The 22,001-nt window shown below is 63.5% G+C and carries 23 protein-coding genes, 1 tRNA gene and 1 pseudogene; 15 read left to right on the forward strand and 10 right to left on the reverse strand.

Annotated features, from left to right (window positions below; all coding sequences use genetic code 11):
* The first annotated feature begins 76 nt into the window (after nucleotides 1–76).
* The 3 genes from AC07Y0_RS04940 to AC07Y0_RS04950 all read left to right on the forward strand — a co-directional run bounded on the left by AC07Y0_RS04940 (nucleotide 77) and on the right by AC07Y0_RS04950 (nucleotide 3,350).
* The gene (locus AC07Y0_RS04940) at nucleotides 77–751 is read left to right on the forward strand and encodes a glutathione S-transferase family protein (protein WP_498675084.1); all 675 of its coding nucleotides are present in this window, start codon (nucleotides 77–79) and stop codon (nucleotides 749–751) included.
* Between the two features lie 113 nt (nucleotides 752–864).
* On the forward strand, nucleotides 865–1,791 hold the full coding sequence (gene ypfJ / locus AC07Y0_RS04945) for a KPN_02809 family neutral zinc metallopeptidase (RefSeq protein WP_498675088.1): 927 nt from the start codon (nucleotides 865–867) through the stop codon (nucleotides 1,789–1,791).
* Between the two features lie 158 nt (nucleotides 1,792–1,949).
* Complete coding sequence (locus AC07Y0_RS04950; RefSeq protein ID WP_498675090.1) at nucleotides 1,950–3,350, forward strand: MATE family efflux transporter; 1,401 nt, start codon at nucleotides 1,950–1,952, stop codon at nucleotides 3,348–3,350.
* Between the two features lie 37 nt (nucleotides 3,351–3,387).
* On the opposite strand, the gene carA is transcribed toward AC07Y0_RS04950, so the two are convergent.
* Entirely contained in the window at nucleotides 3,388–4,593 is a 1,206-nt protein-coding gene (gene carA, locus AC07Y0_RS04955) for a glutamine-hydrolyzing carbamoyl-phosphate synthase small subunit (protein WP_498675092.1), read from the reverse strand.
* A gap of 326 nt (nucleotides 4,594–4,919) precedes the next feature.
* Between carA and AC07Y0_RS04960 the strand changes: the two genes are divergently transcribed.
* Nucleotides 4,920–5,372 (forward strand): GatB/YqeY domain-containing protein, encoded by a 453-nt coding sequence (locus tag AC07Y0_RS04960; protein ID WP_454746450.1) that lies wholly within the window; start codon nucleotides 4,920–4,922, stop codon nucleotides 5,370–5,372.
* Between the two features lie 53 nt (nucleotides 5,373–5,425).
* Here AC07Y0_RS04960 and AC07Y0_RS04965 read toward each other — a convergent pair whose 3' ends face one another.
* Together AC07Y0_RS04965 and AC07Y0_RS04970 are read right to left on the reverse strand one after the other, a co-directional pair.
* Nucleotides 5,426–5,758, reverse strand: a complete 333-nt coding sequence (locus tag AC07Y0_RS04965) for a BrnA antitoxin family protein (RefSeq protein ID WP_498675094.1) — start codon at nucleotides 5,756–5,758, stop codon at nucleotides 5,426–5,428.
* Entirely contained in the window at nucleotides 5,721–6,080 is a 360-nt protein-coding gene (locus tag AC07Y0_RS04970) for a BrnT family toxin (protein ID WP_498680176.1), read from the reverse strand. Before AC07Y0_RS04970 ends, AC07Y0_RS04965 begins: the two co-directional genes overlap by 38 nt.
* A gap of 95 nt (nucleotides 6,081–6,175) precedes the next feature.
* On the opposite strand from AC07Y0_RS04970, the gene dnaG reads away from it, so the two are divergent.
* The 4 genes from dnaG to AC07Y0_RS04990 all read left to right on the forward strand — a co-directional run bounded on the left by dnaG (nucleotide 6,176) and on the right by AC07Y0_RS04990 (nucleotide 13,308).
* The gene (dnaG, locus tag AC07Y0_RS04975; RefSeq protein ID WP_498675096.1) at nucleotides 6,176–8,179 is read left to right on the forward strand and encodes a DNA primase; all 2,004 of its coding nucleotides are present in this window, start codon (nucleotides 6,176–6,178) and stop codon (nucleotides 8,177–8,179) included.
* Between the two features lie 77 nt (nucleotides 8,180–8,256).
* Nucleotides 8,257–9,540 (forward strand): adenylate/guanylate cyclase domain-containing protein, encoded by a 1,284-nt coding sequence (locus AC07Y0_RS04980; protein WP_498675098.1) that lies wholly within the window; start codon nucleotides 8,257–8,259, stop codon nucleotides 9,538–9,540.
* A gap of 429 nt (nucleotides 9,541–9,969) precedes the next feature.
* Entirely contained in the window at nucleotides 9,970–12,024 is a 2,055-nt protein-coding gene (gene rpoD, locus AC07Y0_RS04985; protein ID WP_498675100.1) for an RNA polymerase sigma factor RpoD, read from the forward strand.
* A 162-nt stretch (nucleotides 12,025–12,186) separates the two neighbouring features.
* Complete coding sequence (locus AC07Y0_RS04990; RefSeq protein ID WP_498675102.1) at nucleotides 12,187–13,308, forward strand: DUF930 domain-containing protein; 1,122 nt, start codon at nucleotides 12,187–12,189, stop codon at nucleotides 13,306–13,308.
* 23 nt (nucleotides 13,309–13,331) lie between these two features.
* On the opposite strand, the gene AC07Y0_RS04995 is transcribed toward AC07Y0_RS04990, so the two are convergent.
* Both AC07Y0_RS04995 and AC07Y0_RS05000 read right to left on the reverse strand, forming a co-directional pair.
* The gene (locus tag AC07Y0_RS04995; protein ID WP_498675104.1) at nucleotides 13,332–14,480 is read right to left on the reverse strand and encodes an amidohydrolase; all 1,149 of its coding nucleotides are present in this window, start codon (nucleotides 14,478–14,480) and stop codon (nucleotides 13,332–13,334) included.
* An 80-nt stretch (nucleotides 14,481–14,560) separates the two neighbouring features.
* Nucleotides 14,561–15,166: a LysE/ArgO family amino acid transporter gene (locus AC07Y0_RS05000; protein WP_498675106.1), complete on the reverse strand. Its 606-nt coding sequence runs from the start codon at nucleotides 15,164–15,166 to the stop codon at nucleotides 14,561–14,563.
* A gap of 91 nt (nucleotides 15,167–15,257) precedes the next feature.
* Between AC07Y0_RS05000 and AC07Y0_RS05005 the strand changes: the two genes are divergently transcribed.
* Nucleotides 15,258–16,187 carry a LysR family transcriptional regulator ArgP gene (locus tag AC07Y0_RS05005; RefSeq protein WP_498675107.1) on the forward strand — a complete coding sequence of 310 codons (930 nt, stop codon included), beginning with the start codon at nucleotides 15,258–15,260 and terminating at the stop codon, nucleotides 16,185–16,187.
* Between the two features lie 34 nt (nucleotides 16,188–16,221).
* Nucleotides 16,222–16,596: a nuclear transport factor 2 family protein gene (locus AC07Y0_RS05010; protein ID WP_498675109.1), complete on the forward strand. Its 375-nt coding sequence runs from the start codon at nucleotides 16,222–16,224 to the stop codon at nucleotides 16,594–16,596.
* 22 nt (nucleotides 16,597–16,618) lie between these two features.
* Here the strand turns inward: AC07Y0_RS05010 and AC07Y0_RS05015 are convergent, their stop codons facing one another.
* On the reverse strand, nucleotides 16,619–17,095 hold the full coding sequence (locus AC07Y0_RS05015; protein ID WP_498675110.1) for a heme-degrading domain-containing protein: 477 nt from the start codon (nucleotides 17,093–17,095) through the stop codon (nucleotides 16,619–16,621).
* Nucleotides 17,096–17,349: 254 nt separating this feature from the next.
* Here AC07Y0_RS05015 and AC07Y0_RS05020 point away from each other — a divergent pair, with 254 nt between their 5' ends.
* Together AC07Y0_RS05020 and AC07Y0_RS05025 are read left to right on the forward strand one after the other, a co-directional pair.
* A complete protein-coding gene (locus AC07Y0_RS05020; RefSeq protein ID WP_498675112.1) occupies nucleotides 17,350–17,772 on the forward strand; it encodes a secondary thiamine-phosphate synthase enzyme YjbQ in 423 nt (140 codons plus the stop codon).
* 145 nt (nucleotides 17,773–17,917) lie between these two features.
* Nucleotides 17,918–18,286, forward strand: a complete 369-nt coding sequence (locus AC07Y0_RS05025; protein ID WP_498675113.1) for a hypothetical protein — start codon at nucleotides 17,918–17,920, stop codon at nucleotides 18,284–18,286.
* A gap of 111 nt (nucleotides 18,287–18,397) precedes the next feature.
* Here AC07Y0_RS05025 and AC07Y0_RS05030 read toward each other — a convergent pair whose 3' ends face one another.
* Nucleotides 18,398–19,138 (reverse strand): SIMPL domain-containing protein, encoded by a 741-nt coding sequence (locus AC07Y0_RS05030; RefSeq protein ID WP_498675115.1) that lies wholly within the window; start codon nucleotides 19,136–19,138, stop codon nucleotides 18,398–18,400.
* A gap of 156 nt (nucleotides 19,139–19,294) precedes the next feature.
* Here AC07Y0_RS05030 and AC07Y0_RS05035 point away from each other — a divergent pair.
* Nucleotides 19,295–19,370: transfer RNA gene (locus AC07Y0_RS05035), tRNA-Ile, on the forward strand.
* A gap of 200 nt (nucleotides 19,371–19,570) precedes the next feature.
* Here AC07Y0_RS05035 and AC07Y0_RS05040 read toward each other — a convergent pair.
* From AC07Y0_RS05040 to AC07Y0_RS05050, 3 genes and pseudogenes are all read right to left on the reverse strand, one after another.
* Nucleotides 19,571–20,548 (reverse strand): annotated as a pseudogene (locus AC07Y0_RS05040) (site-specific integrase); the annotation flags it as partial.
* Nucleotides 20,514–20,780: a helix-turn-helix transcriptional regulator gene (locus AC07Y0_RS05045; RefSeq protein ID WP_498675117.1), complete on the reverse strand. Its 267-nt coding sequence runs from the start codon at nucleotides 20,778–20,780 to the stop codon at nucleotides 20,514–20,516. The pseudogene AC07Y0_RS05040 and the gene AC07Y0_RS05045, both read right to left, overlap by 35 nt.
* A 10-nt stretch (nucleotides 20,781–20,790) precedes the next feature.
* Entirely contained in the window at nucleotides 20,791–21,009 is a 219-nt protein-coding gene (locus AC07Y0_RS05050; protein ID WP_498675120.1) for a helix-turn-helix domain-containing protein, read from the reverse strand.
* A gap of 95 nt (nucleotides 21,010–21,104) precedes the next feature.
* On the opposite strand from AC07Y0_RS05050, the gene AC07Y0_RS05055 reads away from it, so the two are divergent.
* Together AC07Y0_RS05055 and AC07Y0_RS05060 are read left to right on the forward strand one after the other, a co-directional pair.
* Nucleotides 21,105–21,515 carry a helix-turn-helix domain-containing protein gene (locus tag AC07Y0_RS05055; RefSeq protein WP_498675122.1) on the forward strand — a complete coding sequence of 137 codons (411 nt, stop codon included), beginning with the start codon at nucleotides 21,105–21,107 and terminating at the stop codon, nucleotides 21,513–21,515.
* A complete protein-coding gene (locus tag AC07Y0_RS05060; RefSeq protein WP_498675124.1) occupies nucleotides 21,512–21,865 on the forward strand; it encodes a hypothetical protein in 354 nt (117 codons plus the stop codon). Before AC07Y0_RS05055 ends, AC07Y0_RS05060 begins: the two co-directional genes overlap by 4 nt.
* Nucleotides 21,866–22,001 lie beyond the last annotated feature (136 nt).

A 22,001-nucleotide genomic window follows, 5' to 3' on the forward strand; every position in this document is an offset into this window, starting at 1 on the left:
CGCGCCGGTCGCGGGGACGTAGTGGTTTCATCGCGCCCGCCGCCTTTCCTGCCGAGCCTCGACCACGGAGCACCCGATGATTATCGTCCACTACCTCGAAAACTCCCGCGCCCACCGCATCCTCTGGCTGCTCGAAGAACTCGGCGTTCCCTACGACATCAATGTCTATCGTCGGGGTTCCGACATGCGGGCGCCGGAAAGCCTCAAGGCGGTGCACCCACTCGGCAAGTCGCCGGTGATCGAGGATGGCGGCAAGATGATCGCCGAAAGCGGCGCGATCATCGAATATCTGATCGACACCTATGGCGGTGAAGCCCTGCGCCCCGCGGCAGGGTCCGACGAGCGGCTGCGCTACACCTATTTCCTGCACTACGCCGAGGGATCGGCCATGCCGCTGCTGGTGATGAAACTGGTCTTCACCAAGCTGCCGGGCCAGGTACCACTGCTGATCCGACCCATCGCGGCGATGATCTCCAAAGCCGCGGCAAGGAGCTTCATCGATCCGCAACTCGAAGACCACATCGCCTTCTGGGAAAGCGAACTCGCCCGCCGCGGCCATTTCGCCGGCGCCGATTTCTCGGCTGCGGACATTGCGATGAGCTTCCCGGTGGAGGCAGCCATGTCACGGATCGAACCAAGGATGGGGCGGCCCCTGTCCGCCGTCCGTCGTTATCTCGAGGCGATCCGCTCCCGGCCGGCCTATCAGCGCGCCCTGGCGCGCGGCGGCGCCTACAGCTATGCCACGACCTGAGGTGCCGATCTGCGGGCTATGCAATTGTTCCCTAATTTGCGTGGCCCGCGGGAACGCTTTGCTCTATGAAGTGTTTCAAGCCGCAAGGATATGTGACGGAGAGGAAGCACATCATGGAATGGAAGGGTCGGCGTCAGTCGGACAATATCGAGGATCGGCGCGGTACGTCGGCCGGCCCCACGGGTGGGGGCCGCAATCCGTTCGGCCGTTCCGGCATTCAGATCCCGATGGGCAGCGGTCGTCGGGGCGGCGGCTTGAGCATCGGCACGATCATTTTCCTGGTGGTGATCTACTTCGTCCTGAAGATGATGGGCATCGACATGCTGCAGATGCTGGATGACGGCTCGACGCAGCAGTCCGGCTACGAGCAGACGGTGGGCGAGCGTCCGAGCTCGCCCGCAGGCGACGAGATGACCGCCTTCGTCCGCACCGTGCTTGCCGAGACGGAGGACACCTGGAACGGCATCTTCCAGGCGGAAGGCGAGACCTATGAAGAGCCGACCCTGGTGCTGTTCTCCGGGCAGGTCAGCTCGGCTTGCGGGTTCGCATCCTCGGCGACGGGGCCATTCTACTGCCCCGGCGACCGCAAGGTCTACCTCGACACCGCCTTCTTCCAGCAGCTCAGCGATCAGTTCGGCGCCTCCGGCGATTTCGCCGAGGCCTATGTGATCGCGCACGAGATCGGCCATCACGTGCAGAACCTGACCGGCGTCCTGCCGAAGTTCAACCAGATGCGCCAGTCGATGAGCGAAGTCGAGGCCAACCAGATGTCGGTCCGCGTCGAGCTGCAGGCCGACTGCTTCGCCGGGATCTGGGGCAAGTATACCGAGCAGAAGGGCCTGCTCGAGGCCGGCGACCTCGAAGAGGCGCTGAATGCCGCCCATCAGATCGGCGACGACACGCTGCAGAAGCGCAGCCAGGGCTATGTCGTGCCTGACAGCTTCAACCACGGCACCTCGGCGCAGCGGGCAAAGTGGTTCAAGCGCGGCTTCGAAAGCGGCGAGTTCACGGCCTGCGACACGTTTTCAGGCGCGATCTAAGGCGATTGCGCACGCCCATCAGCGTTTGTGAACTATTGACGATATTTTTTGCACTATCCCGCTGCGGCTTGCTACCGTAGCGGGTTTCTTCTATCCAGAGGACAAGCGCCGCTCGCCAGTATCGTCTGGAAGCGGCTTTTTTCGTCTTGGATATCGTCATGTCTAGTCGTTTTGCATTCGCCGGAACCGGCAAAGCAGCCAGCAGTTGGGCATCGCACATTCGCGCCACGCTCGCGCTCGGCATTCCGCTGATCGGGGCGCAACTGGCGCAGCTCGGCATTCATACGACGGACGTGGTGATCGTCGGGCAGTTGGGCGCGCAGTCGCTGGCCGCCATGGTGCTGTCGGGCCAGTTCTTCTTCACGATCTTCATCTTCGGCTCGGGCTTCTCGATCGCCGTCGTGCCGATGGTGGCGCAGGCCTTTGGCCGGGGCGACGTGGTCTCCGTTCGCCGGGCGATCCGCATGGGCATGTGGGTGTCGATCGGCTACACGCTTCTGACCGCGCCGCTGTTCTTCAATGCCGAGACGATCCTTCTCGCGCTCGGACAGAAACCGGCGGTCGCAGCGCTCGCCGCCAATTACGTGATGATCGTGCAGTTCGGCCTTTTGCCGGCCCTTCTCTTTGCCGTGCTGCGTTCGCTTGTCAGCGCGATCGGCCGAGCGGGGATCATCCTCTATGTCACGGTCGCCGTGCTCCTGATGAACGCGGTGCTTGCCTATTCGCTGGTGCTTGGCCATTTCGGCCTGCCGCGGCTCGGCATGATCGGCGCGGCCATCGTCGCGGTGATCGTCCAGACGGCGAGCTTCCTGTTCATGGTCGCCTATATCCAGACGCGCCCGGAGACGCGCCGCTACGAGCTGTTCGTCCGCTTCTGGCGGCCGGACTGGCACGCGCTGTGGGAAGTGGTGCATCTTGGACTGCCGATCAGCGTCACGGTTCTGGCGGAGGTCAGCCTGTTCACCGCCGCCTCGCTGATGATGGGCAAGATCGGCACGATCGAGCTTGCGGCCCACGGTATCGCGCTGCAGCTCGCCTCGATCGCCTTCATGATCCCGCTCGGATTGTCGCAGGCCGCGACGGTGCGGATCGGGGTTGCGCATGGACGGGGCGATTACCCGGACCTGATGCGGGCGGCGATCGCCGTGCTGGGGATCGCCAGCGCCATCGCCATTGCCGGCGGACTTCTGTTCTACCTGATGCCGCGCGCGCTCAGCAGCGCCTTTATCGATGCCAATACGTCCGAGGCCGCGGCCGTGCTCGACTTCGCCGTGCCGCTGGTGGTGATCGCCGGCATCTTCCAACTGGTCGACGGCCTGCAGGCGATCGCCAGCGGCCTGCTGCGCGGCCTGAAGGATGCGCGCATTCCGATGGTGATGGCGCTGATCTCCTACTGGCCGATCGGCTTCTTCCTCGCCTGGGTCATGGCCTTTCCGCTCGGTTTCGGCGGCATCGGCATCTGGCTCGGCTTCCTGATCGGCCTGATGAGCGCGGCGCTGCTGCTCTGCCTGCGCTTCTTCCACAAGGTGCGCTACGAAATGAAAACGGCCCGGGTCTGACCGGGCCGCATCTTCAATTTCTAATGTGAGAGTCGAATCAGCGCTCTGCGAGCGCCGGCTCACCCTTCGTCTCGCGCACCATGTTGATGAAGCGGCGGAAAAGGTAGTGGCTGTCCTGCGGGCCGGGCGAAGCTTCCGGGTGGTGCTGCACCGAAAAGACCGGCTTGCCGGCGAGGCGCAGGCCGCAATTCGAACCGTCGAACAGGGAAACGTGAGTCTCTTCAACGCCTTCCGGCAGCGACTTCGAATCGACCGCGAAGCCGTGGTTCATCGAGACGATCTCGACCTTGCCGGTGGTGAAGTCCTTGACCGGATGGTTGGCGCCATGGTGGCCCTGGTGCATCTTTTCGGTCTTCCCGCCGAGCGCCAGGCCCAGCATCTGGTGGCCGAGGCAGATGCCGAACAGCGGCTTGTTCGACTTGATCAGGTTCTGGATGACCGGAACGGCATATTCGCCGGTCGCGGCCGGGTCGCCCGGGCCGTTCGACAGGAAGATGCCGTCCGGATTGAGGGCCAGGATGTCTTCGGCGCTGGTCGATGCCGGAACGACGGTCACCTTGCAGTCGAGGCCGGCAAAGAGGCGCAGGATGTTGCGCTTCACGCCGAAGTCGACGCAGACGACGTGATACCTGGCATCCGCTGCGCCGAGCGTCGAATAGCCTTCGTTCCACACCCAGGGCTTTTCGTCCCAGGTCGAGGACTGGCCGGATGTGGCGACCTTGGCGAGGTCGAGGCCGACGAGGCCGCTCCAGGCCTTGGCTTCCGCCTTCAGCGTATCGATGTCGAAGACGCCGCCCGGGTCGTGGGCGATGACCGCGTTCGGTGCGCCGTGTTCGCGGATCCATGCGGTGAGCGCGCGGGTGTCGACACCGCACAGGCCGATGATGCCGCGGGCCTTCAGCCAGGCGTCGAGATGCTTTGCTGCGCGATAATTCGAAGGCTCGGTGATGTCGGCCTTGAAGATCACGCCGACCGCGCCGTGGCGGGCCGCCGGCGTCAGGTCTTCGATGTCTTCCTCATTGGTGCCGACATTGCCGATATGCGGGAAGGTGAAGGTGACGATCTGGCCGAGATAGGACGGGTCGGTCAGGATTTCCTCGTAGCCCGTCAGCGCCGTGTTGAAGCAGACTTCGGCCTGTACCTTGCCGGTGGCGCCGATCCCGTGGCCTTCGATGACGGTGCCGTCGGCGAGAACGAGAAGCGCGGTCGGCTTGCGGGTGGTCCATGGGGCTGTCGAGGTCATGTTCGTTCCTTGTCCGGCCGAGGACCACCGATCCCTTGAAGAACCGGAGCCCACGCGCCATTTATGATCGCAGATCAAGGTCGCGCAGCGAAGCGCGCGCTTTTCCCCTGATGACAATTTTCGTGCAGGTGCCGGAAAATAGACGGATCGATCCGCGAGGTCAATTCGCCGTTGTGGAAAGCGTGGAATTTAGACCCATGTATTTCAATGGGTTGTCTAATTGATTTGCGTGGACCTGCAGGTCTGGTTAAGAGTTCGACCAAAATGACAAGGAAAAGCCACAATTGGCGGAGCCCGCCAACCGGCTTTTCCGTGGAGATGAAGAGATGATGCGCGACAGGCTTACCGACGTTATGAAGGAATCGCTCAAGGCGAAGGATGTGCGCCGCACGTCGACCGTGCGGTTGATCCAGACGGCGATCAAGGATCGCGACATCGCCAATCGCGGTGTCGGCAAGGATCCGGTCACCGATGACGAGATCATGCAGATCCTGATGAAAATGATCAAACAGCGCGACGAATCGGCGAAGATCTACGCCGACAACGGCAGGCCCGAGCTTGCCGAGCAGGAGCGGCAGGAAATCTGCATCATCAAGAGCTTCATGCCAGAGCAGTTGCCCGAGGAGAAGGTGCGCGAGCTCTGCGCTTCGGTGATCACCGAAACCGGGGCGCAAGGATTGCGCGACATGGGCAAGTGCATGAACACGCTGAAGGAGCGCTATCCCGGACAGATCGATTTCGCCAAGGCCTCCGGAGTGGTGAAGGATCTGCTGAAGTAAGGATCGCTTCGCAACGGACTGCCGGAACTCCGCCTTCGGGCGGAGTTTTGCGTTCAGCCTTTCGAGCGCTTCTGCTCGGTGATGAAATGGCGCAGCACCGCGTTGATGCGGGTCTGGTATCCCTTTCCGGACGTCTGGAAGAAATCGACGATATCCTCGTCCAGCCGGATCGAGATCGCCTTCTTCTTCTGCGGAATGACGATCTCGGCCTTGGACCAGTCGATGTCCATCAGATCCTTCCAGTCGGGATCGTCACGCATGGCGCGTTCGATGTCCTCATCGGTCAGCGCATCGACGCGGGCCCAGTCGGTTTTGCTCTTTTCGCCGCGCGCCCGCCTTGCAAGGATTTCATCCAGGGTAACGCGCGTGATATTCTCTTCGGTCATTGTCTCTTGCCGCGCGGACCGAAATAATCCGGCAAACGCTTCCTCTCATTGTGTAAATGACGGCGATAAGCCTTTCCGAATCCCGGCAGATCGCGATGCTCCTTTCTTCATCCCCTCTCGGTGACGGGAATTCGACCCGCCCAGTCGAGAGCGCCAGGACTGCATCCTCAAAATCGATGCCGTGCTTCGCGAGGTTCCTTTCCCGCTTGCTCTCGTCCCATTCGAACGCGACGAGGTCAGGCAACTGGTCGTTCGGCATCCCAAAGCCATCCGTCTCCTGACCGTGTCGCAGCTCAAACTCAAATGTATATACAGCCGTCATTCCGGTCAAGGCTGTGAATAGCGGGTGCAAGCCGCAAAACCCTTGGCGCTTGCCGGGGCACCCGCCTATATGAAGGGAACCATCAAGGGACAGACATGCGCTTTTCCAACGACTTTCTCGACGAGATACGCGACCGCGTGCCGATTTCGGCCGTGGTCGGTCGACGCGTGGCGTGGGATCGCAAGAAGACCAACGTGTCGCGCGGGGACTACTGGGCCTGCTGTCCGTTTCACGGCGAGAAGAGCCCGAGCTTTCACTGCGAGGACCGCAAGGGCCGCTACCACTGCTTCGGCTGCGGCGTGTCGGGCGACCATTTCCGCTTTTTGACTGATCTTGAGGGGCTGAGCTTTCCCGAGGCCGTGCAGCAGATCGCCGACATGGCGGGCATAGCCATGCCGAAGGCCGATCCGCAGGCGGAGCGTCGCGAGAAGGAACGCACGACGCTGCAGGACGTCATGGAAATGGCGACGCAGTTCTTCCAGGACCAGTTGCAGACGGCGAGCGGCGCGAGGGCCAGGGCCTATCTGCGCGAGCGCGGGCTGTCGGGCCGCACGATCGAGACCTTCCGGCTCGGCTATGCGCCCGAAAGCCGCAACGCGCTGAAGGAATATCTGGCGGGCAAGGGCGTGCCCAAGGAGCAGATCGAGGCCTGCGGGCTGGTGCGGCATGGCCCGGACATTCCTGTCTCCTACGACTATTTCCGCGACCGCATAATGTTCCCGATCCTGTCGTCGCGCGACAAGGTGATCGCGTTTGGCGGCCGGGCCATGGCGCAGGATGCCATGGCGAAATACATGAACTCGCCCGAGACCGAGCTCTTCCACAAGGGCAATGTGCTGTTCAATTTCTCCCGGGCGCGCCGTGCGCTCCAGGGCGCCGACGGGGCCGACACGCTGATCGCCGTCGAAGGCTATATGGACGTGATCGCGCTCTACCAGGCCGGCATCGAGAATGTGGTTGCGCCGCTCGGCACGGCGCTGACCGAGAACCAGCTCGAGCTGATGTGGAAGATGACGCCGGTGCCTGTGCTCTGCTTCGACGGCGACAGCGCCGGCCAGAGGGCGGCCTTCCGCGGCGTGGACCTGGCCCTGCCGCATCTCAAGCCTGGCCGCTCCGTGCGGTTTGCCATGCTGCCCGACGGCAAGGACCCGGACGACCTCGTCAAGCAGGACGGCCGCGCGCCGTTCGACAAGGTGCTCTCGGAAGCGCGGCCGCTGGCGGAGATGCTGTGGATCCGCGAGCTGGGCGCCGGCCAGTTCGACACGCCGGAGAAGCGCGCCGAACTCGAAGCCCGGATGAAGCAGGTGGTTGCGGTCATCGCCGACGAGAATGTGCGCCGCCACTACCAGCAGGACGTTCGCGACCGGCTGAACGCCTTCTTCCAGCCCGCCTCGGCCAATCGTGGCGAACGGCGCGGCGGCTTCGACGGGGGCAATCGCGGCGGACGCGGCGGCGACAAGGGGAAACAGGGGCGGCCGGGCACCGGCTTTTCGGCAACGAGCGCCGGCGTCTCCGATCGGCTGGCGAGATCGGGTCTCGTCAAGGGACACCAGGACCAACCGGCCCTGAGGGAGAGCGTACTGGCGCTGACCATCGTCAACCACCCGCAACTGCTGCAGGACGAGTATGACGAGATCGCGTCGATCGACTACGAGAACCGCGAGCTGCAGAAGCTGTGGTCCTCGCTGCTGACGATCGCGGCCGGCGCCGGTGCGCAACTGACGCGCGAGACGCTGATCGCCCGCCTCGAAGAACAGGGGCATGGCGGCCTGATCAAGAGCCTCGACCAGCAGATCCGCAATGCGCGGCTATGGACGGCGACCGAGATCGCAGCCCCCGAGGATGCGGGGGAGGGCTATCGCCAGGCGCTCTCGCTGCACAAGCGGACCAAGGCGCTGAGGCGTCAGCGGATCGAACTCGAGCGTGAGGTCGCCGAGGCGACGGAGGCCGAGGACGGGGGACGGATCGACCAGGTGATCGGAGCATTGCACCAGGTGCAGCTCGAGATTACCCGAATGGAAAACCAAGAGGCGATCATCGACGGCTTCGGCGTCATGTCCGGACGTGTCAAGGGAGCGGCCACGGGTCATAATTCTTAGAACGTTCCGCTTTAAACGGTTGCTGTAACGCGGTGAATACTTCATTCAGCAGTGCAAACGGCGAAGCGGAACAAGTCGTGTCGACGCAAGACCTTGAAATGCCATCATGTCGGGAGCGCCGCACCGGTTCCCGCCAATCCCTGCCGGTGTCGCGCCTGCTCGCAGGCTGTGGAACTGCGGGCTATCCTTCGCATGTGCGCCGGCGGATGGCGGTGACCAATGTCGTCTCGCTGCTCTGCAGCCTGATGACCGTGCCCTATATCCTGCTCTACGCCCTCTATGACTACCAGGGCCTGTGGCCGGCGATCGTGGTTCTGGCGCCGCAGATCGTGCTTTATGCGATCACGCCGTGTTTCCATCGGCTTGGACCGTCCGCCGCCGCGCTCTATTTCAGCGTCACCTGGCTCGCTTTCGCTATCCTCTATTGTTTTCTCTTCGGACGCGGGTCGGGGCTGCCGCTCTATTTTCTGGCGGGGGCCGCAGCGGCGATGTTGATTTTCGGTGCCGAGCGGGTGCTTCTGTCGGCCCTGGTGACGGTGCTGGCTCTCCTGGCGTTCCTGGCGGTCGCGATATTCTTCCCGATGCCGGCGCTTGCGGCGGCGGATCCTGCCCTGGTCCAAATCCTCTTCCTGATGACGGTGCCGCTGGTCTTCCTGCTGATCTTCACCACCGTCTATTTCGCTTTCCAGGAGGCGAGCCTGGCGGAGGTGGCGCTGGAAAAGGAACACCGTTTCTCGACGCGCCTGCTGGAAAACATCCTGCCGCGTGCCGTGGCCCTTCGCCTCCAGCACCGCGAAACGGCCATGGTTGCCGATCACGTCGATTCGGCCACCATTCTCTTTGCCGATATCGTCGACTTCACCCCGCGGGCCGCCAAGTGGCCGCCCAACGAACTGGTGACCTTTCTCGGTCGGGTGTTTCGCAGTTTCGACGATCTGGCGGCCGGCCACGGGCTGGAGACGATCAAGACCATCGGCGACGCCTATATGGTGGCTGGCGGTCTTCCCGAGCCCCGCGCCGATCATGCCGAGAGCGTGGCGCTGATGGCGCTGGACATACTGGAATGCTGCCGGCAGATCTCGGCGGAATATGGCGAAACGGTCGACGTGCGCATCGGCCTCGACAGCGGTCCGGTGGTCGCCGGCGTGATCGGCTCCAACAAGCTGCTCTATGATGTGTGGGGCGATACGGTGAATATGGCGGCGCGCATGGAATCCCACGGCGTCGCCGGGCGCATCCAGGTCGGCGAGCATCTCAAGGGCATGCTGGAGGATCGCTTCGACTTCGAACTGCGCGGTGAGATCGAGGTCAAGGGCAAGGGCTCGATGCGCGTCTGGTTTCTCAACGGCCGCAAGGCGTAGGCGTGCCGTTTCCCGGCCGGGCAGACGGCCTGCGACAGGCGGGCCGGGGCCTGTCGAAGCCTTGCCCCTTGTTTCCTGCGCTTTCGGACCTACATCTGCCCACAGCAGCAAAGACAGGCATCAGTGTTAAGAATTTTCCCGTTTTCCCGGGCAATCGTACGGGAAGAGCTTGACGGCAGGGAAAATTGTGGGAATCACCAATACAGGCACACAAGGGTGAAGTGGGTCCAGGCGAATCTCTAGTACCATGACCGGTCATTCGGAAGAACGAGGGCTTTTGCGCGGCGGCGATGCAGTCCTTAGTTAATCGGGAATTAAGCACCATTCCGTTAGGTCATTGACAGAAATCGTAGCGGGCAGGGGCCTTCGGGCCGCTCTCCGCTTTGCATCGTGCGGACAAGATCACACGTCAGGAAAGCGACGAAATAGATGGCATCCAAAGTCAAAGAAAACGAAGAAGCAGACAGCGAACGCGACGGCGCTACCGACGGTCCGCTTCTCGACCTTTCGGATGACGCGGTCAAAAAAATGATCAAGGCCGCCAAGAAGCGCGGCTATGTCACCATGGATGAACTGAACTCGGTCCTGCCGTCGGAGGAAGTCACCTCCGAGCAGATCGAGGACACCATGGCCATGTTGTCCGACATGGGTATCAACGTCATCGAGGACGAGGACGCCGAAGAGGCGGCCCCGGCCGAGGACAGCGACGACGACAGCGACGGTGACGGCGAGGGCAGCGAACTTGCGCCGTCGCAGGGCACGCAGCTGGCGACCGCCAAGAAGAAAGAGCCGACCGACCGCACGGACGACCCGGTGCGCATGTATCTGCGCGAGATGGGTTCGGTCGAGCTTCTGTCGCGCGAAGGCGAAATCGCCATCGCCAAGCGCATCGAGGCCGGCCGCGAGACGATGATCTCCGGCCTGTGCGAAAGCCCGCTGACCTTCCAGGCGTTGATCATCTGGCGCGACGAACTCAACGAAGGCACGACTCTTCTGCGCGAGATCATCGATCTCGAAACCACCTATTCCGGCCCCGAGGCCAAGGCTGCGCCGCAGTTCCAGAGCCCGGAAAAGATCGAAGCCGACCGCAAGGCGGCCGAGGAGAAGGAAAAGACCCGCCGCGCCCGCGCGCCGAGCGGCGACGACGACATCACCGATGTCGGCGGCGACGGTGCTCCGCCGGAAGAGGAGGAAGAGGACGAGGACGAATCGAACCTGTCGCTGGCCGCCATGGAAGCGGAACTGCGCCCGCAGGTCATGGAAACCCTCGACACGATCGCCGACACCTACAAGAAGCTCCGCAAGCTGCAGGACCAGCAGGTCGAGGCGCGCCTTGCCTGCGCCGGCACCCTGTCGTCCGGCCAGGAACGCCGCTACAAGGAGCTCAAGGATCAGCTGATCACGGCGGTCAAGTCGCTGTCGCTCAATCAGAACCGCATCGACAGCCTGGTCGAGCAGCTCTACGACATCAACAAGCGTCTCGTGCAGAACGAGGGCAAGCTGCTGCGTCTCGCCGAATCCTACGGCGTCAAGCGCGACAGTTTCCTCGAGCAGTATCAGGGTGCGGAACTCGACCCGAACTGGATGAAGTCGATCGGCAACCTCTCGGCCCGTGGCTGGAAGGATTTTGCCCGCGAGGAAAACCAGACGATCCGCGACATCCGCGGCGAGATCCAGAACCTGGCGACCGAGACCGGCATTTCGGTGACGGAATTCCGCCGCATCGTGCACATGGTGCAGAAGGGCGAGCGCGAAGCGCGCATCGCCAAGAAGGAAATGGTCGAGGCCAACCTGCGCCTCGTCATCTCCATTGCCAAGAAGTACACGAACCGTGGCCTGCAGTTCCTCGATCTCATTCAGGAAGGCAATATCGGCCTGATGAAGGCGGTCGACAAATTCGAGTATCGCCGCGGCTACAAGTTCTCGACCTATGCGACCTGGTGGATCCGGCAGGCGATCACCCGTTCGATCGCCGACCAGGCCCGGACGATCCGCATTCCGGTGCACATGATCGAGACGATCAACAAGATCGTCCGTACCTCGCGCCAGATGCTGCACGAGATCGGTCGCGAGCCGACGCCGGAAGAACTGGCCGAAAAGCTCGCCATGCCGCTCGAAAAGGTCCGCAAGGTCCTGAAGATCGCCAAGGAACCGATCTCGCTCGAAACCCCCGTGGGCGACGAAGAGGACAGCCATCTCGGCGACTTCATCGAGGACAAGAACGCGCTTCTGCCGATCGACGCGGCCATCCAGGCGAACCTGCGCGAAACCACGACCCGCGTTCTCGCCTCGCTCACCCCGCGCGAGGAACGCGTGCTGCGCATGCGCTTCGGCATCGGCATGAACACCGACCACACGCTCGAAGAAGTCGGCCAGCAGTTCTCGGTCACCCGCGAACGCATCCGCCAGATCGAGGCCAAGGCGCTGCGCAAGCTCAAGCACCCGAGCCGGAGCCGCAAGCTGCGCTCGTTCCTGGACAGCTGAGCCGCATAAAAGGTCCGACGAAACGACAACCCGGCCGGAGCGATCCAGTCGGGTTTTCTTTTGGCCGCGGTCACATCGAGCGGCGATCACGCATTTGTCCCTTGATGGCGCCGCTTTTTGGGGCCACATCAGCCGGGACTTGGGAAAGGCCTATCGAGCGGCATGGAAAAGACACCGTCAAAGCGTTGGGGAAGGTTGGGTGGGGGGCTCGTCGTCTCCATCCTGCTGCATCTCGTCGCCTTTGCGGTTCTGTTCGTGGAAATGCCGGAGCCCATGTCCCAGCCGGAGCCGGAGGAAAGCGTCGCGGTCGAGATCGTGCCGCCGCCGGAGGAAAAGGAGCCGGAGCCGGAGAAAACCGAAGAGCCCGAGCCTGCGCCGCCGAAGCAGGAGCAGGCAGCGGCACCACCACCTCCGCCGCCGGCGCCGCAACCACCGCCGCCGGAGAGCGTGCCGACGCCGCCCGAGAGGCCGGCCGAGCAGCCGCCGGTCGAGGAGGCAGCAAACGAAGAGCAGGCGCCGCCCATGCCGGTGCTGCGTCCCGTGATCCAGTTCGGCGAAAAGGATGCCGGGCCGCGCCAGGACACGAGCGGCGATGCGGTCGAGGAGGCTGCAAAGCCGGCCGAAACGCCGCCCGAAGAGAGCGAGCCGCCGGCCGACAAGCCGGAATCGGTGCCGACCGAGGACGAAAAGACTGCCGAGGCGGACAAGCCGGAGGGCACGCCACTGCCCGACGACATCACCTTGCCCGAAGTCGACACCGGTCAGGATGGCGCCGAGGCCGACGGGGCGAAGCCGGCGGAAAAGCCGGAGGAGACGACGATCGCCTTTGCCCGCCCGACGCCTTCCGAGAGGCCCGAGCCGCCAGCGGCCGAGCCGAAGGCCGCCGAGAAACCGACGACCGAGGCGGCACCGGCCAAGGCCGAGCTCGACGAGGTGAAGACGCTCTATTCGACCAGTCTTTCGGGCGACGCGGCGGCGATGACGGCGATGAGCGACGTTCCGCGTCCCGACCGGGCCGACCAGCTGTGCGTCACCGAACTGCGGGAGCAACTGCGCCACGGAACGCCGGCCTACCGGCCGGAGCTTCTGCCGTCGTTCCGCCTGCAGGACGGCAATGTGCTGGAGGTCAACAAGGCGGCATTTCGTGCCGCCGGCCAGTGGTTCGATGTGCGCTTCCGCTGCGAGATCGACACCGACGCCACGCGCGTCCTGTCCTTCGCCTTCGAAGTCGGCCGGTCGATTCCGAAATCCGAGTGGAAGCGATACGGCTTTCCCGACTTCTAGTCTGCAGCCGCGCCTGGCCTGGCTTAGCCCAGGATGTCGCGCACCACGCGCATGAACACCCGCGCGCCGATGGCGATCAGATCGTCGGGGAAGTCGTAGTCCGGATTGTGCAGGGCGGGGTGGTCTTCGCCCGATCCGAGAAAGAACATGGCGGAGGGTGCGCAGGCGCGGAAGCGGCCGAAATCCTCGGAAGCCCGCATCGGCAGATTGTCGCGGTCGTGGCTGACGCCCTCGGCATCGAGCGCGCGGACGAGGTGGGCGACGGCTTCCGGCGCGTTCTCGCAATGCAGGAAGATGTCGTCGTAAGTGATGTCCAGATCGAGCCCTTCCGCCTTGGCGGCCTGGCTGGCGAGCGCTTCGGCCTCGGCGCAGAGTTCGGCCATGCGGTCGTCCACGAGGGTGCGCAGCGTCACCCAGATCTCGCCGTCACCGGGGGCGATGCCGAAGGCCCGTCCACCTAGCGCGGCATGGGTGACGGTTGCCAGGCGGAAATCGCGGTCGGGCGGCGCGCTGCGGGACAGGGCGGTCAGGGCCGGCATCAGGCTTGCCATGGCCGTCATCGGCGAGAGCCCGGTTTCCGGCTGGGAGGCATGGGCCGTCTTGCCGGAGAGCTTGATCTTCATGCCGCGCGAGGCGCAGCTGACCGGGCCGTCGGTCAGCGCGACCTGCCCGAGCGCAAGGCCCGGCAGGTTGTGCAGCGAAAAGGCGAAGTCCGGCCGGATCTCGGCAAAGTGCGGATCGGCAATGACGGCCGCCGCCCCTACGCCGTTCTCTTCCGCCGGCTGGAACAGCAGAACGGCCCGGCCACGCTTGGGAGCGGCGCGCGAAAGACCGAGCCCGAGGGCGAGCAGGATGGTCGAATGACCGTCGTGACCGCACAGATGGCCTTTGCCGGGAATGGTGGAGGCATGGGGGATCTGCGTCTTCTCCTCGATCGGCAGGGCGTCGATCTCGGAGCGGAACAGCAGGGTCGGGCCGGGTTCGGCTCCTTCGAACACCGCAGCGACGCCGTGGCCGCCCAGCCCCGTCAGGATGCGGACGGGCTTCATGGGCCCCAGAAAATCCGCCACGCGGCGCGCGGTTTCCTCTTCCTCGCCGGAGATTTCCGGATGGCGGTGAAGGTCGTGACGGAAGTCGACGAGATCGACCATGTCGTGATTGGTGAGGAACATCGGGCGCATCCGGTGCAAGACGATATTGCCCCGAACCTACACCGGTTGCGGGCGATAGCCCATCGCCGATCGTCGGCGGATCAACTGCTCCACACCAGATTGACGGCGATCGATCCCATCACCAGCGCGATCAGCCCGTCGAGCACGCGCCAGGCGGCAGGACGGGCGAAAAGCGGGCGCAGATAGCGCGCGCCGAAGCCCAGCGAAAAGAAGAAGAGGAAGGACGCGGTCGTGGCGCCGAGGCCGAAGGCCAGACCTTGGCCCGGATACTGCGTCGAGATGGAGCCGAGCAGGACTACGGTGTCGAGATAGACATGCGGGTTGAGCCAGGTGAGTGCCAGGCAGGTGAAAAGCGCTGCGGCAAGACTTTCCTGCGCCTCTCCTTCAGGTTTCAGCGCCGCATTGCCGCTCAGTGCCGCCCGAAGACTACGAAGCCCGTAGTAGGCAAGAAAGGCGGCCCCGCCATAGCGCATGAGGGGTGTCAGCCAGGGCAGGGCGGCGATGGCCTTGCCAAGCCCGCCGACGCCGGCGGCGATCAGCGCCGCGTCCGAGGCCGCACAGGTGAGGCAGATGGCGAAGACGTGGCTGCGCCGCAGCCCCTGACGCAGGACGAAGGCGTTCTGCGCGCCGATCGCGACGATCAGGCTCAGCCCGAGGAAGAAACCGGCGGTGGCGGCAATCAGCATGGCAAGCTCCAACACGAAACTCGTCTTGACTAGTGAGTGCTGCAAAATTAGAGAAACTAATATTTCTTCATCTGGATTAGGAGTGCTTAACATGCTCGATTATGCGCTTCTGGATGCGCTGGCCTCCGTGGTGCGGACGGGCAGCTTCGAGCGCGCCGCCCGGCAGGTCGGCGTCACGCCGTCTGCCATCTCGCAGCGCGTCAAGCTGCTCGAGGAACGCGTCGGCGCCGTGCTCGTCATCCGTGGCCAGCCGTGCAAGGGCACCGAAGCGGGGCTGCGGCTGGCGCGGCATGCGGATGAGGTGGCGCTGCTCGAGCGCACGCTGACCCTGGAGCTCGGCCGCGGGGCGCTGGACGGCCGAATGCCCACCATCCGCATTGCCGTGAATGCCGACAGCCTGGCGACCTGGTTCGTCGCGGCGATGGCGGCCGTGCCGGATTGCCTGTTCGATCTGGTGCTCGACGACCAGGAACACAGCGCCGAATGGCTGCGCCGCGGCGAGGTGCGTGCGGCGGTCAGCGGTTCCGACGCGCCGGTGCAGGGATGCGACTGCCGGCCGCTCGGCGCGCTTCGCTACCTCGCGACGGCGAGCCCGGACTTCGTCGCTCGTTGGTTTGCCGACGGGGTGACGGCGCAGACCCTTTCGCGGGCGCCGGCCTTGACCTTCAACACCAAGGACATGCTGCAGGCCCGCTGGATCGAGGCACATGTCGGCGAGGGCATCGTGCCGCCGACCCACTGGCTACCCTCCTCGCAGGCTTTCGTCGATGCGACGCTTGCCGGTGTCGGCTGGGGGCTCAATCCGGAAGGGCTGGTTTCGGAGGCGATCGCCGCGGGGCGGCTTGTGCCGCTGCTGGCCGATGCAGCCTATGACGTGCCGCTCTACTGGCACTGGAGCCGTTCGGTCGCCACGGCCCTCAGGCCGCTCACCCAGGCGGTGAGCGAGACGGCGCGAAGCAGCCTGCGGCCGCCGCACGCCACCCCTAGACGCGCCATTGCCGAGGCGCGTCTGCTGCCCTAAGTGCATGAGGACCAGTTCAGCGGAGAATCTGTCCATGCCCATCCGACAACAGATGTCGCGCGCCATCGAGGCGCTCAACCAGCGCGATTTTGCCGCCCTCGAAGCTCTGTTCGATGCCGATGCGGTGCTCGACATGCCTGACGGCCAGCGGGTGATCGGCTTCGCCTCGATCCGCGACACACTGTCGGCCTATCTGCTGCGTCACGACGCGCGTTTCGCCAATGGCGTCGCCATGGCCGACGAGGCCGGCCTGCGCGGCGCCTATGACGGCACGATCGGCGGCACCGATAGCGCGGGCACGTCCGGATCGGGTGAGGGCGCGCGGTTTTCACTGCCCTGCGTCCTGGTCTTCGAAGCGGAAGACGATCACCTGACCCGGCTCAGCCTCTACCTGTCGAGCGCGCTTTGACGCTCATCCGGCCTTCGGCAGCCTATTGTTCTTCCGAAAGATAGTCTTCCAGCACCCGCACGATCAGGCCGTGATCGTCCTCGGAGGTCAGCCCCGAAACGGTGATGGCGGCAACCACGCCGGTCCCGGCGACGCGCACGGGAAAACTGCCGCCATGGCTTGCATAGTCGATCGGATCGAGACCCAGTTCGACGCAGACTTCGCGGCCCTTCAGCCGGTAGTTTTCGCCGACGCGCATCGAGGACCGGTGGAAGCGCAGCGTGACATTGCTCTTGCGGCGCGCCCATTCGTCATTGTCCGGCGAGGAGCCGGGCAGGGCGGCATGGAACAGCACGCGGTCGGCCGTGCGGATGTTGATCACCACCGGCAGGTCGCCGGCGCGCGCGGAGCGCAGCAGGTGCTCGCCCACCTCGATCGCGGTGATTTCGTTGAAGGCCTTGAAGACCAGGGCGTCTTCCTGGCCGGCCAGGGTGTCGAGCAGGTCTCGGTCGTTCGACATGGTGTCTCCTCTTCCTTGCGGGGTTGGCAGAAGATTAACGCGTTGCGTGCGGCACGCAAAGGCCGCGGCCATGTTATACACCGGTGCCCCGGCGGCGAAGCGGTCTTGGCCGCAGCGGTCGGCCGTGCGGCCGGCAGGTGCCGGGGGCAGCGCCACGACCGGCTACGGCCTGGCCGTCCGCGGTGACCGCGCTCGGATCTGGCCCATATAGAAACTGCCGGACGACGTGCCGGCCGAGCAAGAGGGAGGAGCGCATGGCCTTGCGGCGGCTAGAGATTCGGACCGAAGGGCAGGGGCTCTACGAGTTCACCCATGAGGCGGTGGCGTTCCTCGCGGCCGAGGCTGCGGACGAGGGGCTGCTGACGGTCTTCGTGCGCCATACATCCTGTTCGCTGCTGATCCAGGAGAATGCCGATCCGTCCGTCCAGCGCGATCTCAAGGCCTTCTTCCGCCGCCTGGTGCCGCCTTCGTCCGACCCGGCGATGGGCTGGATGGAGCACCGGCAGGAGGGGCCGGACGACATGCCGGCCCATATCAAGGCGGCGCTGACGCAGGTGTCGATCGGCATCCCGTTTTCCGCCGGGCGCCTGCTGCTCGGCACCTGGCAGGGGCTTTATCTGTTCGAGCACCGCGATCTGCCGCATCGGCGCGAGGTGATCCTGCACATCGGCGGCTGAGCCGCCGGCCGCTTTCTGTGTATGAACGATCGCTGAATAACAGGTTCGGACCGCATTCAGGCATGTTCAGGCAATCTCCTCCCAATCGCTGAGGAAAGCGGGAGCGTCACCCGGCCAAGGCCGGACAGCCAAAGGAGAGAACCCCATGACCGGCATGCTTGCAAAACTGGGCCTTGTTGCCCTCGTCACCTTCGCTTCCACCGTCGGCACCGTGTCGACCGCCGTGGCCGGCTCCGACTTCGGCTGGGGCATCTATATCGGCGGCGGCGAACCCGGCTATGATCGCTACGACCGCTACGGTCACCGCCCAGGCTGGGGTCATCACCCGCGCCGCCACCGCCCCGAAGGCTGCTCGCCGCGCCGCGCGGTGGAAGAGGCCCGCTGGAGCGGCCTGCGCCGTGCCCGTATCCACAATGTGACACCGCGCCGGGTCGTCGTCGCCGGCTTCCGCCACGGCGAGTTCGACCGCATGGTCTTCGCCAATGTCCGCGGTTGCCCCGTCATCGCCTACTGATCGTCTCCGCCCGTCGGAACGAGGAAGGCCCGCCAGATGGCGGGCCTTTCGCATTTTCACGATCAGCAAGGGTGTCCGCCCGGTGGAAAGCCGGGCGGGGAATGCCGCGGGCTATTGCGCGATGGCGTAGGTCATGTTGACGGTCACCGTGTATTCGTTTTCGCCGGCGGCGATCGGTGCCGCATCGGCCATCTCCTTGGCCATGGCCGCGCGATACATCGGCTGCGGCATGGGGCGGGCGAAGTTCTCGCTGATCTCGATGACGCGGCCGAGCTTGACGCCGGCGGCTTCGGTCAGCACCTTGGCCTTGTCCATCGCCTCGGCCACGGCCTTCTTGCGGGCCTCGGCAATCGCCGCATCGGGATTGTCGTTGGTGAACGTGATCCCGCCGCCCTGGTTGACGCCGAGCTTGACGGCCGCATCGATCAGCCCGCCGAGCATGGTGAGGTCGCGGACGCGCAATGTCAGCCCGTTGGTGACCCGGTAGCCGACGATCACCGGCGCCTCGTAGGTGTCGTCGTCGGCCTTGTCCTGGCGGTAGAGCGGATCGACGGAGAAGGCGGAGGTCTGGATGTCGCGGTCGGCGATGGACTTGGCTTTCAGGTCGGCGATGACCTCGGCCATGGCCTGGCTGTTGGCCTTCAGCGCCTCTGCCGCCGTTTCGGCCTCGCGCACGACGCTGAGGTTCAGAACCGCCATGTCGGGGGCGATCGCCGCATCTCCCTCGCCCGAGACGATGATCGTCGCCTCGCGGATTTCCGGCTCCGCGGCAAGCGCGGAGAGCGGCAGGAGCACTGCGCAGGAGAGGGTGGCGGCAAGTGCGAGCCTCGTTGTCTTCAGATGGTTCATCATGGTTTCCTCGGATTGGCGTCCCTTACACTTGCCTTGATGACCGGCGATTGTGAAGCCATTGCGGCGGAGACTTGTCGCCTGTGGCGAATTCGGCTAGAGCGTCAGCCAAGGTGCCGGGTGCCATTGCCCGCCGCCTGCGGCGCCAGACGCCGGGCTGGGCCTGTAGCTCAATGGTTAGAGCCGGCGGCTCATAACCGCTTGGTTGGGGGTTCGAGTCCCTCCGGGCCCACCATTTCTGTCTTCGGACTTTGTTTTTGCATCATTTTTTCCTCGATTTGTCTCACCGGAATTCCGGCTTGATGAAAGTGGGACATTATTGCGGGCTACGTAGGTTTTGCGGCGCTCGAAACCGGCATCAATAATGCGCTTGGATTGGGCGGCTTTGGTGTAGTGCTGCGCCATCTTGGAATCAGACCAGCCGAAGATCGCCATCAACTGATGTTCGGTCGCTCCGGCCTCGGCGAGGATGGTCGCGGATGCCTTTCTGAGGCCGTGCGACGAGCATTCCGGCAAATCAGCGTCGTTGCACCACTGGCGCATCTTGTTGCCGAACCCGTTCCCGCTGAAAGCCTTGCCGTATTCGGTGACAAGGAAGGTCGGCTGATCATGCGCAATCGCGTCCAGCGCCTCGCGAAGCTCGTCCGTGACCGGCAGGCTGAGGGACTGTGCATATTTGCCCGAACCCTTCTCCGGCATGAATTCGATACGGTTGCCGACGAGGTTCCGCCAGCCGAGCTTGACGAGGTCCGAGCGTCTGACGCCCAAATTCAGCATCAGTTCCATTGCAAGCCGGGCCATGGTGCCGAATGGATAGGCTGCGCGATAGCGCGCCACTTCCGCTTCGCTCCAGGTATGGAAGCCGGGGGACTTATGAATTTTGGTGACGCCATTCGCGGGGTTGAAGGTCGCCAGCTCGGCGCTGATAGCCCAATTGAAGAGCGCCTTCAGGTACTTCACCAGCTTGTCAGCAGCGCCGGGCGTGCCAACACGCTTCATCTGACTGGCTTCGATGTCGGATTTGCGAATCTTCTTGAAGGGCAGTTCGCCCACAATGCTGCAATAGCGATTGAGAACGCTTTTCTTGTCTTTCTGCGTGGCCGGAGACTGGCTTTGAAATGCCTTGGACCGATAATAGGTCTCGACAAGCCAGCGAACGGAGCCGGGCTCCAGTCTTGAAATTGGGACCGTCTTTTCACCACGATCGCCAGCCAGCACGCGATGATATTCCTCGGTAAACGCCTGGGTGACGCTGCCCGCCTCGTCCAGATAGGCCGACGTCATCCGGTACTTCGGCATTCCTGGCAGGCGGAGATAGAACCGTTCGTTGCCGTGCCGATCGATATCCCGCGAGCAATATTTGAAAGGGACGCGCTGGCTACCCAACCGCGTGATCAAACGGGTTTTCGCCATCGTCTTCGTCTCCGCTCAAGCCCTGTTCTTTGATGTCGTACCAGGACGCCCGGATTTCCTCCGCATCCCATCGGCGCAACGCGCCGATCTTCACGCCCCGGGGCATCAACCCACGGCGGACCCAGTCATCAAAGGTACCCGTCGAGACGTCCAGTAGCTCCGCCGCTCGGACGCGGCTCACCGCGAATTTGTAGAGCGGTCGTGGGGCTAGCGCTTCAGCTTGCTGCTTCATGTGCTGCTCCTCACGCTCTAGAGGCGCTATCAGCAAGCGCCAAGGTCTTCTGCCTGGGCTCGACCATATTCGCAGCAAGATACTCATCCACGGCGGTTTCCGGCAGGAAGAGGCTTCCGCCAATCCGGACATGACGGATTTCCTGCTTGGCGATCAGGTTCCGGATGCGAGCAACCGGCCATCCGGACCGGTCGGCCAATTGCTTCGGTGATAAAAGCTGAGATTGCATAACTGCTCAACTCCCTAGAGATAATTCGACACGAGACAGAACGAATCATATAATTGCGCTGGACGCAACACTTTTATCGCATTTGAGATATTTCGATGCAAGATGGATTCATGGAAGCGATGGGGCAACGGCTGGGGAAAATCCGGAAGGACTCCGGGTTAAAGCAAGTGCCCTTTTCCGAAGCGCTTGAAGTATCGCAAAGCGCCTACAACACCTACGAGCGCGGAAATCGTGAGATCCCGGCAAAACTTCTCCGGCTTCTGCACGTCAAATTCAATGTGAACCCCGTGTGGATGCTCACGGGGGAAGGAAGCCCGTACAATCGGGACACCGTCGACCTGTATCATCAGGTCACGGGTGCGGTTGACGCTTTCATCGCAAGGGAAGACTGTCAGGTGGAACCGGACAAGCGCTTGAAGCTCATCCGGTTCCTGATCGACTACGCCGAACAACACGGCGAATTCACAGAGGAAATTGCAGAAAAATATCTGAGGTCAGCAATATGAGTAAATCGAGCTTCGAAGAGCAGATCATGCAGGGCGTATATGTCCTTGGTCGCCAGCGCGAGCAACTGGCATCCGAAAAGCGAAGGTTGGCAAGGCAATTGCGCTATGCCCAGCATTCGGCCCGGCTCACGAGCCTTTCAAAGCAGTACGATTTCGGGATGGTCTTCTTCGCAGCAATCGGAGCTGTCTTGCTCATTGTGTTTGATGGGAGAGGCGACTCCGATGCTTGGTTGACGCCTGTGCTGAGCCTGTCCCTCATGCTGTTCGCCAGCGGTAGTGCGTTGCTTGGCCGGAAGATGGTCAGCCGGATCAGAAGCTTCAATGACCGCTTCGGTAGCTGGCAGTTTTGAAGGCAACGATTGAACCCACTTTGAGGGGTTAAATAGCTTAAGCAATGCATTAATTGACCCATTTAAAGGGTCAATTAATGCGACTTGCGCTACAAACCAAATTTAACGGCGTGTGGAATTCCCCCAAGACTGTCGA

It is taken from the genome of Allorhizobium sp. GW101-3B10, from assembly GCF_059424725.1.

Bases quoted from the DNA above. Each gene is read 5' to 3' on its own strand.
- AC07Y0_RS04940 (WP_498675084.1), top strand. From the start codon at position 77: ATGATTATCGTCCACTACCTCGAAAACTCCCGCGCCCACCGCATCCTC.
- ypfJ (WP_498675088.1), top strand. From the start codon at position 865: ATGGAATGGAAGGGTCGGCGTCAGTCGGACAATATCGAGGATCGGCGC.
- AC07Y0_RS04950 (WP_498675090.1), top strand. From the start codon at position 1,950: ATGTCTAGTCGTTTTGCATTCGCCGGAACCGGCAAAGCAGCCAGCAGT.
- carA (WP_498675092.1), bottom strand. From the start codon at position 4,593: ATGACCTCGACAGCCCCATGGACCACCCGCAAGCCGACCGCGCTTCTC.
- AC07Y0_RS04960 (WP_454746450.1), top strand. From the start codon at position 4,920: ATGATGCGCGACAGGCTTACCGACGTTATGAAGGAATCGCTCAAGGCG.
- AC07Y0_RS04965 (WP_498675094.1), bottom strand. From the start codon at position 5,758: ATGACCGAAGAGAATATCACGCGCGTTACCCTGGATGAAATCCTTGCA.
- AC07Y0_RS04970 (WP_498680176.1), bottom strand. From the start codon at position 6,080: ATGACGGCTGTATATACATTTGAGTTTGAGCTGCGACACGGTCAGGAG.
- dnaG (WP_498675096.1), top strand. From the start codon at position 6,176: ATGCGCTTTTCCAACGACTTTCTCGACGAGATACGCGACCGCGTGCCG.
- rpoD (WP_498675100.1), top strand. From the start codon at position 9,970: ATGGCATCCAAAGTCAAAGAAAACGAAGAAGCAGACAGCGAACGCGAC.
- AC07Y0_RS04990 (WP_498675102.1), top strand. From the start codon at position 12,187: ATGGAAAAGACACCGTCAAAGCGTTGGGGAAGGTTGGGTGGGGGGCTC.
- AC07Y0_RS04995 (WP_498675104.1), bottom strand. From the start codon at position 14,480: ATGTTCCTCACCAATCACGACATGGTCGATCTCGTCGACTTCCGTCAC.
- AC07Y0_RS05000 (WP_498675106.1), bottom strand. From the start codon at position 15,166: ATGCTGATTGCCGCCACCGCCGGTTTCTTCCTCGGGCTGAGCCTGATC.
- AC07Y0_RS05005 (WP_498675107.1), top strand. From the start codon at position 15,258: ATGCTCGATTATGCGCTTCTGGATGCGCTGGCCTCCGTGGTGCGGACG.
- AC07Y0_RS05010 (WP_498675109.1), top strand. From the start codon at position 16,222: ATGCCCATCCGACAACAGATGTCGCGCGCCATCGAGGCGCTCAACCAG.
- AC07Y0_RS05015 (WP_498675110.1), bottom strand. From the start codon at position 17,095: ATGTCGAACGACCGAGACCTGCTCGACACCCTGGCCGGCCAGGAAGAC.
- AC07Y0_RS05020 (WP_498675112.1), top strand. From the start codon at position 17,350: ATGGCCTTGCGGCGGCTAGAGATTCGGACCGAAGGGCAGGGGCTCTAC.
- AC07Y0_RS05025 (WP_498675113.1), top strand. From the start codon at position 17,918: ATGACCGGCATGCTTGCAAAACTGGGCCTTGTTGCCCTCGTCACCTTC.
- AC07Y0_RS05030 (WP_498675115.1), bottom strand. From the start codon at position 19,138: ATGATGAACCATCTGAAGACAACGAGGCTCGCACTTGCCGCCACCCTC.
- AC07Y0_RS05045 (WP_498675117.1), bottom strand. From the start codon at position 20,780: ATGAAGCAGCAAGCTGAAGCGCTAGCCCCACGACCGCTCTACAAATTC.
- AC07Y0_RS05050 (WP_498675120.1), bottom strand. From the start codon at position 21,009: ATGCAATCTCAGCTTTTATCACCGAAGCAATTGGCCGACCGGTCCGGA.
- AC07Y0_RS05055 (WP_498675122.1), top strand. From the start codon at position 21,105: ATGCAAGATGGATTCATGGAAGCGATGGGGCAACGGCTGGGGAAAATC.
- AC07Y0_RS05060 (WP_498675124.1), top strand. From the start codon at position 21,512: ATGAGTAAATCGAGCTTCGAAGAGCAGATCATGCAGGGCGTATATGTC.